At 60.4% G+C, this 12,117-nt stretch carries 13 protein-coding genes; 12 read left to right on the top strand and 1 reads right to left on the bottom strand.

The features are described from left to right. Positions 1 to 58 precede the first annotated feature (58 nt). The 10 genes from infA to DWV43_RS05820 all read left to right on the top strand — a co-directional run bounded on the left by infA (position 59) and on the right by DWV43_RS05820 (position 6,126). Complete coding sequence (gene infA, locus DWV43_RS05865; RefSeq protein WP_035137443.1) at positions 59 to 277, top strand: translation initiation factor IF-1; 219 nt, start codon at positions 59 to 61, stop codon at positions 275 to 277. Positions 278 to 427: 150 nt separating this feature from the next. After that, positions 428 to 541 (top strand): 50S ribosomal protein L36, encoded by a 114-nt coding sequence (gene rpmJ, locus DWV43_RS05860; protein ID WP_006363204.1) that lies wholly within the window; start codon positions 428 to 430, stop codon positions 539 to 541. Between the two features lie 14 nt (positions 542 to 555). Next, entirely contained in the window at positions 556 to 930 is a 375-nt protein-coding gene (gene rpsM / locus DWV43_RS05855) for a 30S ribosomal protein S13 (RefSeq protein WP_022094275.1), read from the top strand. A 14-nt stretch (positions 931 to 944) separates the two neighbouring features. Further along, positions 945 to 1,349 (top strand): 30S ribosomal protein S11, encoded by a 405-nt coding sequence (rpsK, locus tag DWV43_RS05850; protein WP_006235274.1) that lies wholly within the window; start codon positions 945 to 947, stop codon positions 1,347 to 1,349. Between the two features lie 19 nt (positions 1,350 to 1,368). Beyond that, on the top strand, positions 1,369 to 1,965 hold the full coding sequence (rpsD, locus tag DWV43_RS05845) for a 30S ribosomal protein S4 (RefSeq protein WP_006235275.1): 597 nt from the start codon (positions 1,369 to 1,371) through the stop codon (positions 1,963 to 1,965). Positions 1,966 to 1,997: 32 nt separating this feature from the next. Continuing rightward, positions 1,998 to 2,939 carry a DNA-directed RNA polymerase subunit alpha gene (locus tag DWV43_RS05840; protein ID WP_117817319.1) on the top strand — a complete coding sequence of 314 codons (942 nt, stop codon included), beginning with the start codon at positions 1,998 to 2,000 and terminating at the stop codon, positions 2,937 to 2,939. Positions 2,940 to 2,969: 30 nt separating this feature from the next. Beyond that, positions 2,970 to 3,437, top strand: coding sequence for a 50S ribosomal protein L17 (gene rplQ, locus DWV43_RS05835; RefSeq protein ID WP_006235277.1), 468 nt, complete (start codon positions 2,970 to 2,972; stop codon positions 3,435 to 3,437). A 92-nt stretch (positions 3,438 to 3,529) separates the two neighbouring features. Continuing rightward, positions 3,530 to 4,354: a tRNA pseudouridine(38-40) synthase TruA gene (truA, locus tag DWV43_RS05830; protein ID WP_117817318.1), complete on the top strand. Its 825-nt coding sequence runs from the start codon at positions 3,530 to 3,532 to the stop codon at positions 4,352 to 4,354. A gap of 203 nt (positions 4,355 to 4,557) precedes the next feature. Next, entirely contained in the window at positions 4,558 to 5,556 is a 999-nt protein-coding gene (locus tag DWV43_RS05825) for a glycosyltransferase (protein WP_147344016.1), read from the top strand. 132 nt (positions 5,557 to 5,688) lie between these two features. Beyond that, a complete protein-coding gene (locus DWV43_RS05820; RefSeq protein WP_006235280.1) occupies positions 5,689 to 6,126 on the top strand; it encodes an arginine repressor in 438 nt (145 codons plus the stop codon). Between the two features lie 184 nt (positions 6,127 to 6,310). Here the strand turns inward: DWV43_RS05820 and DWV43_RS05815 are convergent, their stop codons facing one another. Further along, complete coding sequence (locus DWV43_RS05815) at positions 6,311 to 8,509, bottom strand: transglycosylase domain-containing protein (RefSeq protein WP_117817317.1); 2,199 nt, start codon at positions 8,507 to 8,509, stop codon at positions 6,311 to 6,313. A 162-nt stretch (positions 8,510 to 8,671) separates the two neighbouring features. Between DWV43_RS05815 and DWV43_RS05810 the strand changes: the two genes are divergently transcribed. After that, positions 8,672 to 10,648, top strand: a complete 1,977-nt coding sequence (locus tag DWV43_RS05810) for a U32 family peptidase (protein WP_158569835.1) — start codon at positions 8,672 to 8,674, stop codon at positions 10,646 to 10,648. A gap of 97 nt (positions 10,649 to 10,745) precedes the next feature. Further along, on the top strand, positions 10,746 to 11,957 hold the full coding sequence (tyrS, locus tag DWV43_RS05805; protein WP_117817315.1) for a tyrosine--tRNA ligase: 1,212 nt from the start codon (positions 10,746 to 10,748) through the stop codon (positions 11,955 to 11,957). Positions 11,958 to 12,117: the final 160 nt, after the last annotated feature.

The following is a 12,117-nucleotide window of genomic DNA, read 5'->3' as shown; positions in this document are numbered from 1 at the left end:
TGCATACGTGTTGTAGAATACTCAATCGCTGTCGTTTTCTAGAGAAAGATGATTGCTTGTGAAGAAGGAAGACGCAATTGAGCTCGAGGGTACGGTAAAGGAACCGCTGCCCAACGCCATGTTTAAGGTCGAGCTCGAGAACGGTCATTCGGTTCTATGCAACATTTCTGGCAAGATCCGAATGAATTACATCCGTATTCTCCCCGGTGACAGGGTTGTCGTGGAGCTTTCCCCGTACGACCTGACCCGCGGCCGCATCACCTATCGCTACAAATAGCGGCACGCATACACGCACTCCATTTCCGACTGCAGGCTTAGCTCAACCTACGGTCGGATTGTGTGTGAAGACCAGCCATAGTTTTAAACGCCTGCGGCTGGGCGAGTAGATAGTAGGGAAGTAGTTTGAGCGCTACCGAAAGGAAGAACGATGAAGGTACGTCCTTCGGTCAAGAAGATGTGCGATAAGTGCAAAATCATTAGGCGCCATGGCAAGGTCCTCGTCATTTGCGAGAACCCCCGTCATAAGCAGCGTCAGGGTTAAGAGAGGAGACTACGTTGGCCCGTATTAATGGTGTCGACCTCCCGCGTGAGAAGCGCGTTGAGATCGGTCTGACCTACATTTACGGCATCGGCCGCACCACTGCGACGAAGATCTGCGTCGAGTGCAACGTTAACGTGGATACGCGCGTTAAGGACCTCACCGAGGATGAGGTTAACGCCATCCGCGATTATATCGATAAGAACCAGATCATGGTTGAGGGCGACCTCCGCCGTGAGCGCAACCAGAACGTCAAGCGCCTTATGGACATCGGCTGCAACCGCGGCCTTCGTCACCGCAAGGGCCTCCCGGTCCGCGGCCAGCGCACCCACACTAACGCTCGTACCCGCAAGGGCCCGAAGCGTCAGATCGGTGCTAAGAAGAAGAAATAAGGAGCGCTAGATAGATGGCTACTGCTAAGAAGAACGTTCGCGCTGCCCGTCTGAAGCGCGCGGACCGTAAGAACATTTCCGTGGGCCAGGCTCACATTCGTTCTACGTTTAACAACACGATCGTTTCGATCACCGATCCCCAGGGCAACGTCATTTCCTGGAAGTCGGCTGGCCAGGTGGGCTTCAAGGGCTCCCGTAAGTCCACGCCGTTCGCTGCCCAGATGGCTGCCGAGGCTGCTGCCAAGCAGGCCATGGAGCACGGTATGAAGAAGGTTTCCGTCTTCGTCAAGGGCCCCGGCTCCGGTCGTGAGACCGCCATCCGCTCCCTCCAGGCTGCTGGCCTCGAGGTCTCGAGCATCCAGGACAAGACCCCCATTCCGCACAACGGCTGCCGCCCCAAGAAGCGTCGCCGCGTGTAACTGAAAGGATCGTATCAATATGGCAATCGACAGGACTCCTGTTCTTAAGCGCTGCCGTCAGCTCGGGATCGATCCCGCTGAGCTCGGTTACAGCAGCAAGAAGGAATCTATCCGTCAGCCCAAGCGCCGTCGCAAGGAATCTGAGTACGGCATGCAGCTGCGCGAGAAGCAGAAGGTCAAGTTCATCTATGGCGTTCTGGAGAAGCAGTTCCACGGCTACTTCAACAAGGCCCGCAAGATGAACGGTGTCACCGGTGAGAACCTCATGATCATCCTTGAGTCTCGCCTCGACAACGTCGTCTTCCGTCTTGGCTTCGCCCGCACCCGCAAAGAGGCTCGTCAGTCCGTCCGTCACGGTCACTTCACCGTGAACGGCAAGCGCGTGGACATCCCGTCCTACCGCGTCAAGGCCGGCGACGTCGTCGCTGTCGGCGAGAAGTTCCGTGACCTCCTCCCCATCAAGGAGGCCCTGATTTCCTCCGAGCGCTTTGAGGTCCCTGGCTGGCTCGAGGTCGATATCGAGAAGCTGTCTGGTAACGTGCTCGCTCTGCCGACGCGTGAGCAGATCAGCGGTGATATCAACGAGCAGCTCATCGTCGAGCTCTACTCTAAGTAGTCCATCCGGGCTGCTGAGGCTGGAGGTAATACATGTCAGAATTCATTAGGCCTCAGGTTCAGGTCGAAGAGATCAACGAGACGTCTGCTCGTGTCTCCGTCGAGCCGCTCGAGCGTGGCTACGGCGATACGCTGGGTAACTCCCTTCGCCGCGTACTTCTGTCCTCGCTCGAGGGTGCCGCCGTCGAGGCTATTCAGATCGATGGTGCACAGCACGAGTTCATGACCATCCCTAACATGGTCGAGGATGTCACCGACATCGTCCTGAATGTCAAGGGTCTTGTCTTCAGGGCTCTCGGCGCGACCGACGAGGCGACCGCCACCATTTCTGTTGACGGCCCCTGCGAGGTCACCGGTGCGGACTTCTTTATTCCGTCCGAGTTTGAGCTGGTCAACCCCGAGCAGCACATCGCTACGCTTACCGAGGGTGGCCATCTCACCATGAGCATGCGCATCGGCTATGGCCGCGGCTATGTCTCTGGCGAGGCTAACAAGCGCGACAACGATCCCATCGGTGTGATCCACGTCGACTCGCTGTACTCGCCGGTGTCCCGTTGCGCCAAGCTCGTTGAGGCTTGCCGTGTCGGTCAGCACACCGACTACGACCGCCTTGTCCTCGAGATCGAGACCAACGGCTCCATCGCTCCGCGCGACGCCGTGGTCCAGGCTGCCAATATCATCAACCAGCATATGGCTGCCTTTATGAACCTTGCCGAGACCCCCGAGGTCGAGGAGGAGGCTTCGATCTTCGCTCCCGAGGTCACCAACGACAACGCCGAGCTGGACAAGCAGATCGAGGATCTGGACCTTTCCGTCCGTTCCTACAATTGCCTTAAGCGCGCCAGCATTCACTCGGTCCGTCAGCTCGTTGAGTTCTCGGAGAACGATCTGCTTAACATCCGTAACTTCGGTGTTAAGTCGATCGAGGAAGTGAAGGACAAGCTTGAGTCCATGGGCCTGAGCCTGAAGGCTTAATGCTTCGCATATTTGAGGAGAAACTAGACCATGCGTCACAACGTTAAGAAGGGCCTGAAGCTCGGCACCGATGCGAGCCACACCAAGGCCATGAAGAAGAGCCTGGCCAAGGCCCTCTTCGAGAACGACCGCATCAAGACCACCGAGACCCGCGCTAAGGCGCTGCGTTCGGTCGTCGATCCGATCATCACCTGGGCCAAGAAGGGCGACCTGCACTCTCGTCGTCTGGCCATCGCCAAGCTCGGCGATAAGCAGCTCGTTGCCGAGATCTTCGACAAGGCTGCCCAGGGCATGTGGCAGGACCGCAACGGCGGTTACACCCGCATCATGAAGCTCGGCAATCGTAAGGGCGACAACGCTCCTATCGTTATCATGGAGCTCGTCACCGAGCCTTGCACGCCTAAGGCCAAGAAGGCTGCTCCGGCCCCCAAGAAGGCCGCTGCTCCCAAGAAGGTCGAGGCCGTCGAGGAGGCTCCTGCTGAGGAGACCGCTGAGTAGACAATCCGTCTGCATAGGCTATATTCGAGGGGTACGTTCGCGTACCCCTCTTTTTTTGTCGCGATACCGTTGATTGTTTGTTGGGAGCGCCCATGACCGCGCCGTCTGATTTCAATTCGATTCCTGAGCTCGATGCCACGCTTGTATTCCGTGTTGCCTATGATGGCTCGTCCTATAGCGGATTTGCCGAGCAGCCGGGCCAGACGACCGTTGCGGGCGAGTTACGCCGCGCTATCGAGACGCTGCTGCGCCGCCCGATCGATCTGACGTGTGCGGGTCGTACCGATGCCGGCGTGCATGCGGTGGCCCAGTACATTAGCGTGCCCGTAACGGACGCTGAGCTCGCTTGTACGCGCCGTAGGTGGCTGAGGGCTATGGATGCCCTCCTGCCCAAAGATATCGCCATAAACGAGGTCTACAAGGCCCGTAGGGGCTTTTCTGCCCGCTTTGACGCGCGGTCCCGTACGTATACGTACCGTATTGCCGATCGCGATGCGCGCCCCGTGCTCTCGCGCGGTGCGGTGTGGTGGCATCGCTATCCCCTCGACGTCGATGCGATGGCGGCCGCCTGCCCTGCGCTTTTGGGCGAGCAGGACTTTAAGAGCTTTTGCAAGGTTGCCTCGGCCGTTGGCAAGCCCACGCATCGCTGCGTGATGCGTGCCGAATTTGGCCATGAGGTTGCGTTTGGCGAGGACATCCTGACGTTCACCATCGAGGGCAATGCGTTTCTGCATTCGATGGTCCGTACGATCGTGGGCACGCTTGTCGAGATTGGCATGCATCGCCGTGAACCCGAGTGGATGCGCGAGGTTATCGATGCTTGCGACCGTACCGCTGCGGGCCCCACGGCTCCTGCCTGCGGCCTTACGTTTATGGGCGTGGATTACGATCCCGCCGAGCTTGTCGTGCTCGACTAGGGGAGGGCTCGACGTGTCGTGCGTCGACACCTGTCATCTGTGGGCTGCGCGTGTGCAACATCTGTTCTTGGCGTGCAATGCAACCGGTGTCTCATTGCTTTTATTGCCGGGGTGTACCATGAACCACGGTTTGATTCATTGCTGTCGAGAGGACGGATAATTTGGTTCGACGTGGCTCGCATCCGCGACTTTCGGTGATCCTTGTGGTAGAAGGTTCGCCCAGCTATGCGATGCGTGCGCTCGAGAGTATCCAGAACCAAGACCTCTACGATTTGCAGATTGTCGTTGTCTGTCGCGATACTGCGCCCGGTGTGCGCCATTCGCTTCAAGTTGCTGCCGACAGGGACATCCATATTGATTTGATTGACGTCGAGGACGCGACGCGCGGCGCGTGTCTTCGTGCCGGTTTTGCTGCCTCGCGCGGCTCTCAAATCATCGCCATGAACGCCGATGAGTGGTTTGCTCCGCAATCCCTTTCCAAGATGGTCGATATCGCGTGCGATACTGCGGCAGACATAGTGTTCCCCACGGTGTCGCTCGACCGCTATGATGCACATCGAGAGCGCCATTCGCGTGTCTTGGATGCTGCCTCTATTGTCATTGAAGACAAGTCTTCGATGGTGGCCGGGCTGCCTCAGTTGATTTTAGGCGGCTTGGTTGCTCAAGTCTCTGGCGTGATGTATAGCCGTCCGCTGTTTGAGGCATGCCTTTTGTGCGACAAGGCGTTTCGCACAGTTGGGTTTATGGCATGCGCGCTCTCGCAGGCGCAGCGCGTCTCCGGATGCGGCGACGCTTGTTTCCACGCGGTGGCGCCTAAGCTTACAGATGCCTTTGATCCCACCATGTATGCCAGGGTATCCGATGACACCCGAGCACTCGACGAGCTTGCGGACTCACTCTCGGAAGCAGATAGCGGTGGCCGGCTCAAGCTGGCAAGCCAAAAGTTCTACTTTGCCGGACTGGTCGCCTGCATCGAGAATTTGTGTCTGAGCCCGCATGGGGTGTCGTCAATCGAGCGTTCCGCCCGCATGCGTGATATGCTCGAGGCGCCTCGAACCCGTCAGATGGTCGCCGCGCTCAAGGATAACCATCGGGGGCTCGGTCTGTTGTTTGGGCCGATCGCTAGCGCCAAGCCCGCGCGTTGCGTGATGTGTACGCATCTGGCAGCTTTTCTTAACCGGACGGGCGCAAAAACCGCCTAAACGGCTCATTACGAAACAAACTTGCATAGAATTGTTTCGAAATGCGTTCTTATACACAAAAGCCTTCAAATAGCGTTAAACTATTCAATCACTGATTGATTGTCTCCGCCATCTTTTGGAGTGAGGGTTTGTATGGCTAAAAAACGCAATGGGCGCCAGGATGCCATTAGAGATATTGTGCGCAATAAGGACGTCCGCACGCAGCGTGTGCTGGTCGATGAGCTCCGTGCTATGGGCTTTGATTGCACGCAGGCGACTGTCTCTCGCGATATTGCCGATATGGGGCTGCGTAAGCTCCCTGAGGGCATCTATGTTCTGGCAGAGGACCTGCACCTGCAGCGCATGGTTTCCGAGCTCGTAACGGGCGTTCTGCGTACCGATAATCTGGTTATGATCAAGGCTCAGCCTGGCACGGCTTCCGGCATCGCCGCCGCCGTTGATGCGGCAGAGTTGCCCGATGTGCTTGGCTCGCTTGCCGGCAACGATACGATTTTGGTTATTGCCCAGACGGCCGAGGACGGCGAGCGTCTCGAGGCGCTGATCAATAAGCTGAGCAATTCTCGCAAGTAGGCGTGCGGGTCGTGCGCTCGGCACTGCGTGCGCTTACATAGTGGCTTGTAAGGGGTGTCGACGTTGGTCGGTATCCCTTTTTGTTTGCCGGTATAAAGACCGCCCACCAGGTCGCTTCAAACTAAAAGGCCCCGAGCAGTTCAATAAGCTGCTCGGGGCCTTGTTGGCTTTAGTCGCGTACTTCTTAGCCGACCGTATCGTCAGGCGTGGGCGAGGGGTCGGGAGTGGGAGTGGGCGTAGGCGTAGGCGTGCCGCCATCGCCGCCGGTCGAACCACCAGTGGAGCCGCCCGTCGAGCCACCGGTCGTACCGGTGCCGCCGGTGGTGTCGCCGCCCGTGGTCTCGGTGGTCGTGGTCGTCGTGGTAGTCGTTGTGGTGGTTTCCTCTTCCTCTTCGTCCTTGTCCTTGTCGTCGTTCTCCGACTTCTTGGTGTTATTGGTGCCGTAGAACTTCCAGACGCTGTTGTTCTTGTAGGTGGGCGCCGTTCCGGTCGCAAACTCCTCGCGCTCGGTACCGGTCAGAACGGTGTTCATAAACCGCTTAAAGACAGGCAGGTTGGTGCTGTCGCCCAGCAGGTCCGTGCCGTACTTTTGGATGGGGATCTCGCCCGCGGAATAGCCGGTCCACAGGGCGCACGCCAGCTGCGGGGTATAGCCGCAGAACCACAGGTTGGTGGTGTTGTCGGTGGTGCCCGTCTTGCCGGCATAGGGCTGGTTGACACTCAGGGCGCCGGCAGCACCCGTACCGCTGCCCTTCATGACGCCGGACAGAACATCGGTGACCGCGGCGGCCTCGCCCTCGGTAAGCACCTGTGAGGGATTGTCGGTGTGCTGGTACAGCACCGAACCGGTACGAGAATCAATCTCGGTGATGGCGATCGGCTGGCGATAGTAGCCGCCGTTGGCAAACGTCGCGTAGGCGGCGGCCATCTCGAGTGGCGAGATCGAGCCGGTGCCGAGCGTCATGACGGGAACGTCCTCGATGTTGTCCTTGGCGGGGTCGATGCCGAGCTTTTTGACGAGCGAGATGATCTTGCTGTTGCCGACGGCTTCCGCCACCTGGATGTAGCCGGTGTTGGAGGAGTATGCCGTCGCCTGCTTAAGAGTGATGTTGCCATAGCTCTGGTTGGCGTAGTTTTGTACCTCGGTTGTGGTGCCCTTGGCCTTGAGCGGCGAGTTGCAGTTGAGGGTGACGTTGGGGTTCATGCCGTTTTGGATGGCAGTTGCCAGCGTAAAGGCCTTAAAGGTGGAGCCGACGGGACGCTTGGCCGTGGCATGGTTTACGTGGTTCTCGTCGGCGTTGTAGTCGTAGCCGCCCACCATGCACTTGATGTAGCCGGTCTTGGGGTCGACGACGACCATGCCCATGTCCAGGCCGTCAAGCGAGAGCGTGTCGAGCTGCTCGCGGACGGCATTCTCTGCCACCTGCTGCATCGTGGGGTCGATGGTGGTCTTGACGGTCAGGCCGCCCTTAAAGAGCACGTCGGTCGAGAACTCCTGCTCCAGTAGCTGCTTGACGTAGGAGACAAAGTAGGGCTGCGAGTATACGTCGACGCCGCTGCCCGAGATTTCGGTCACGTTGAGGGTGATGGGCTCGGCCTGTGCGGCATCGTGCTCCTCCTGGGTGATGTGGCCCAGGCGCAGCATGTTGTCGAGAACCTTGTTGCGGCGAGACAGTGCCAGATCGGGGTTGACCGTGGGGTCGTACTGCGAAGGCGAGTTGGGAAGGCCGATGAGCAGCGCGGCCTCGCTGAGGGTGAGGTCGGCGGCGCTCTTGGACAGATAGGTCTCGGCTGCGGCCTCGATGCCGTAGGCGCCGTGGCCGTAATAGATGGTGTTGAGGTACATCATGAGGATCTCGTCTTTGGAGTACATGTCCTCCATCTTGATGGCGATGTAGGCCTCGCGCACCTTACGCTCAATGGTCGAGTCGAACTGCTCCTCCTGCAGGATGGTGTTGCGCACCAGCTGCTGGGTGATAGTCGAGGCGCCTTCGTGCCCGCCGCCGAGGGTTGCCACCGCAGCACGCGCGATACCCCACAGGTCGATACCGCCGTGCTCGTAGAAGCGCTCGTCCTCGACGTCAACGGTGCCCTGCAGCACGTAGGGGGAGACCTCGTCCTTGGTGATGGATTTGCGGTTTTGCGTGTAGAAGCTCGCGATCTTGTTGCCGTTGCAGTCGACGATCTCGGTGGGCTCGCTCACCAGATACGCGTTGGCGTCGGTGTAGTCGGGCAGATCGGACAGCCAGCGGTTGACGTTGCCGACCATGCCGATGCCAAACGCCACGCCCGCAATCAGCAGAAAGCCCAAAAACGAGAGCAGGATTATGGGCAGGGCGTGCGTCTTTGAACGGCTGTGTCCCTGTCGTTGGCGAGGACCCATATATTGACCTCCAGGTATGTCGTGCCGGACGGTGGATGTGCCGTCGGGGCAGGATGGACATAAGTTATTACACGATAAACCAAACGGGGCGCGCGAGGCCTCGTGTATGCTGGAAGACGGCATTTTTCAGAGTGAATGCATACCTTGGTAAGGAGTTTGTCGATGGCGATTCGGGCGATGGGGCCGAGCGGACAATGCGAGACTGGATTGGATGTCGTCAGTGCGGCGCTGCCCGAGCTGCTGGCGCCGGCGGGCGGACTCGACCAGATGCTTGCGGCTATCGCCGCGGGTACCGATGCCATCTATGCGGGGTTGGGCGGCTTTAACGCCCGTGTGAGCGCCCACGGCTTTACGGATGACGAGTTTGCGCGCGGCTGCGCCGTGGCGCATGCCCATGGCGTGCGTGTGTACGTAACGCTCAACGTGTTCGTGTTTGACGATGAGTTGTCCGACGCGGTGGCGTTGGGAGCTCATGCACTGGAGCTGGACGCCGATGCTCTGATTGTCGCCGATGCCGGGTTGGCCTGCGCGCTGCGCGCGGCGATTCCCGGGGTCGAGATTCACCTGTCCACGCAGGCGGGCGCTCATAGCGAGGGTGCCGTGCGGCTTGCCGCCGATGAGCTGGGGGTCGAGCGCGTGACGACGGCACGCGAGCTGACGGTCGACGAGATTGCGGCGCTCTGTGCCACGGGCGTGCCCATCGAGGTATTCTGCCACGGTGCGATTTGCATCGGCTATTCGGGGGCGTGCGAGTTCTCGGCCCTGCGGCGTGGACGATCGGCGATGCGCGGCGACTGCACGCAGCCGTGCCGTCTGGCGTACGACCTAGTGGACGAGGCGGGACAGAGCGTTGTCGCCGTCGAGGGAGATCGTCTGCTGTGTCCGCATGACTATCTGGGTATTGCGCATCTGCCCGAGCTTGTAGATGCTGGCGTTGCGTCGCTCAAGATCGAGGGGCGCATGAAGAACCCCGATTACGTATTCAACGTGGTGCGGGCGTGGCGCCGGGCGCTCGATATGCTGCGCGACGGCGCGTGGGACCCCGGTACCGTGGAAGAGCTTGAGCGCGAGCTGGGAAGGTCGTTTAACCGTGGGTTTACCGATGCGTACCTGCGAGGGCGTTCGGGTGCCGAGCTGATGAGCTTTGAGCGTGCAATTAACCAGGGCGTGCGCGTGGGGCGCTTGGTCGCTGTGGGCCACGAAGAGGTGACCGTTGAGCTCGATGCCGCCGTGGCGGCGGGCGATACGCTCGAAATCCGATTTTACCCGGGTGCCGACGCGCGTCCCGATGTGCCCAAGCGCTGGCCACAGGTGCCTTGCCCCGTGGATGCCGCTGCGGGAGAGCGCATCGTCGTGCATTGCAAACGTAAGGTGGACGCGGGCTGCGAGGTCTATCTGATTCGCAGCGCCGGCGTGTTGGATCAGACGGCGGCGGTGTTGGAGCGCATGCGGGCCGAGGCGGATGCGATTGCGCCCGTTGCGCGTGCCGTTGAGGTGCTGCCCTTTGAGGACGCTGCGGTGGATGGCGGTGCGTCGACGGAGTTGGTGGGGTCGGCGGGGCCGGCAAAGCGCGAGGATTTTGCTCGTATGGTCTTTGCCTGGGAGCTGATGGATGTGGGTCCGCGCGATGAGCGAGATCTGTCCGATACAACGGTGGTGCTCGACGAAGTGTGCCGCGCGGGCGACGCCGAGCGGACTCGGGCGCTTATGCAGCGTGCCGGGCGCGTCGTCTGCCGCAATCTGGGACAAGTGGCGATGGCCCGCGAGCTGGGCACAACGTTTGACGTGGCGGCGCCGGTGTTCTGTGCCAATCGGGCCACGCTTACCTGGCTGCGCGGACTCGGTGCGGGGCGGGTGTGCTTGTCGGCCGAGTTGCTCGGCAATGATGCGGAGCGTGTTGCCGAGCTTGCCGCTTGCCCCGGTGTCTTGGGGCCTGTCGATGCCGACCGTCCCGAGCTCATGGTGTGCGAGCACTGCTTGCTGACTGCCGAGGGCGCCTGCGCCACGGATGCAACGGGGCAGGTCCGTTGCCGTGACTGCTCGCGCCGTCAGCAGGCGCGCTTTTTGGTCGAACGTGACGGCACGCGTTTGCCGGTCGTTATCGACGCGTGCGGCAGGACGAGGATTTTCCTGTCGTAGGTGCCGCGTCGCGCTGTTTTGGTTATTATTAGTGGGTTTATGAACTTCCAGCACCGCCGTATCCGGTGAGGGTGCTATAGCAAAAGGAGGATACCCAATGCTGTCTGTTGACGAGCAAATGCGTATCATCACCTCGGGTGCAGCGCAGATCGTCCCCGAGGCCGACCTTCGCAAGAAGCTTGAGAAGGGCGAGCCCCTCAACATCAAGCTCGGCGTCGATCCCACCAGCCCCGACCTGCACCTGGGCCATGCCGTGCCCCTGCGCAAGATGCGTCAGTTCCAGGACCTGGGCCACAACGTCACCCTTATCATCGGCAACGGCACTGCGCTGATCGGCGACCCCTCGGGCAAGAACTCCACCCGCCCGCAGCTTTCGCAGGAGCAGATCGAGGCCAACGCCGAGACCTACGTGAGCCAGGCCATGAAGATCCTGGACCCCGAGAAGACCACCATCGTGCACAACGGCGACTGGATCCTTTCGATGGACCTGGCCGGCCTGCTGCAGGTGTGCTCCAAGTTCACCGTCGCCCGCATCCTCGAGCGCGACGACTTTACCAAGCGCTACCAGTCCCAGACGCCGATTGCCCTGCACGAGTTCCTGTACCCTGTGATGCAGGCCTTCGACTCCGTGCAGATCAAGGCCGACGTCGAGATGGGCGGCACCGACCAGCTCTTTAACCTGCTCGCCGGCCGCGAGCTCATGGAGAAGATGGGCATGGAACCGCAGATCGCGCTCACCATGCCGCTGCTCGAGGGCACCGACGGCGTCCGTAAGATGTCCAAGTCCTACGGTAACTACATCGGCCTGACCGATGCTCCCAAGGATATGTTCGGCAAGACCATGTCCATCCCCGACGAGATGATTGGCAAGTACTATCGTCTGGCCAGTTCGCTCACCCCGGCCGAGGTCGACAAGATCGATGCCGCCCTGGCCGATGGCTCCGCCGACCCCTACGAGCTCAAGCGCGCTCTAGGCCGCGACCTGTGCGACACCTACCACGGTGCTGGCGCCGGCGACGAGGCTCAGGCCGAGTTCGACCGTGTGTTCAAGGAGGGCCAGCTTGCCGACTTCCCCGATAAGCACGTTGAGCTGACCGTCAACGACGAGGGCCAGATTTACCTCGCTGGCCTGCTCAAGGACCTGGGCCTTTCGGCCAGCGCCGGTCAGGCCCGCCGCGACATCGACGGCGGCGGCGTCAAGATCAACGGCAAGGCTGTGGCTCCCAAGAGCTACAACATCGATCCGAGCGCCCTCAAGCTGGGCGACACCCTCTCCGTGGGCAAGCGCAAGGGCTTTAAGTTGGTCTAACGAGCGAGTTGACCTCACAAGTGCAATAAGGCCGCAGCCGGGATTTCCGGCCGCGGCCTTTTAGTTACGCGGTTTTACGAAACCGCGTAACGGCTCGACGCTGCAAACCCGCCAGAGCGGCAATCTGCCTTTCAACTTCGGCGGCATGACCAGAAGGTCA

It is taken from the genome of Collinsella sp. AF05-9 (assembly GCF_003465595.1).
Lineage (GTDB): Bacteria > Actinomycetota > Coriobacteriia > Coriobacteriales > Coriobacteriaceae > Collinsella.
Note: the sequence above shows the minus strand (reverse complement) of the source record. Positions and strands in the feature narration are given on the sequence as shown.

What these genes read in the sequence shown, in the direction of transcription:
- rpmJ (WP_006363204.1), top strand. Translation starts at nt 428, where the DNA reads ATGAAGGTACGTCCTTCGGTCAAGAAGATGTGCGATAAGTGCAAAATC.
- rpsK (WP_006235274.1), top strand. Translation starts at nt 945, where the DNA reads ATGGCTACTGCTAAGAAGAACGTTCGCGCTGCCCGTCTGAAGCGCGCG.
- rpsD (WP_006235275.1), top strand. Translation starts at nt 1,369, where the DNA reads ATGGCAATCGACAGGACTCCTGTTCTTAAGCGCTGCCGTCAGCTCGGG.
- DWV43_RS05840 (WP_117817319.1), top strand. Translation starts at nt 1,998, where the DNA reads ATGTCAGAATTCATTAGGCCTCAGGTTCAGGTCGAAGAGATCAACGAG.
- rplQ (WP_006235277.1), top strand. Translation starts at nt 2,970, where the DNA reads ATGCGTCACAACGTTAAGAAGGGCCTGAAGCTCGGCACCGATGCGAGC.
- truA (WP_117817318.1), top strand. Translation starts at nt 3,530, where the DNA reads ATGACCGCGCCGTCTGATTTCAATTCGATTCCTGAGCTCGATGCCACG.
- DWV43_RS05820 (WP_006235280.1), top strand. Translation starts at nt 5,689, where the DNA reads ATGGCTAAAAAACGCAATGGGCGCCAGGATGCCATTAGAGATATTGTG.
- DWV43_RS05815 (WP_117817317.1), bottom strand. Translation starts at nt 8,509, where the DNA reads ATGGGTCCTCGCCAACGACAGGGACACAGCCGTTCAAAGACGCACGCC.
- DWV43_RS05810 (WP_158569835.1), top strand. Translation starts at nt 8,672, where the DNA reads ATGGCGATTCGGGCGATGGGGCCGAGCGGACAATGCGAGACTGGATTG.
- tyrS (WP_117817315.1), top strand. Translation starts at nt 10,746, where the DNA reads ATGCTGTCTGTTGACGAGCAAATGCGTATCATCACCTCGGGTGCAGCG.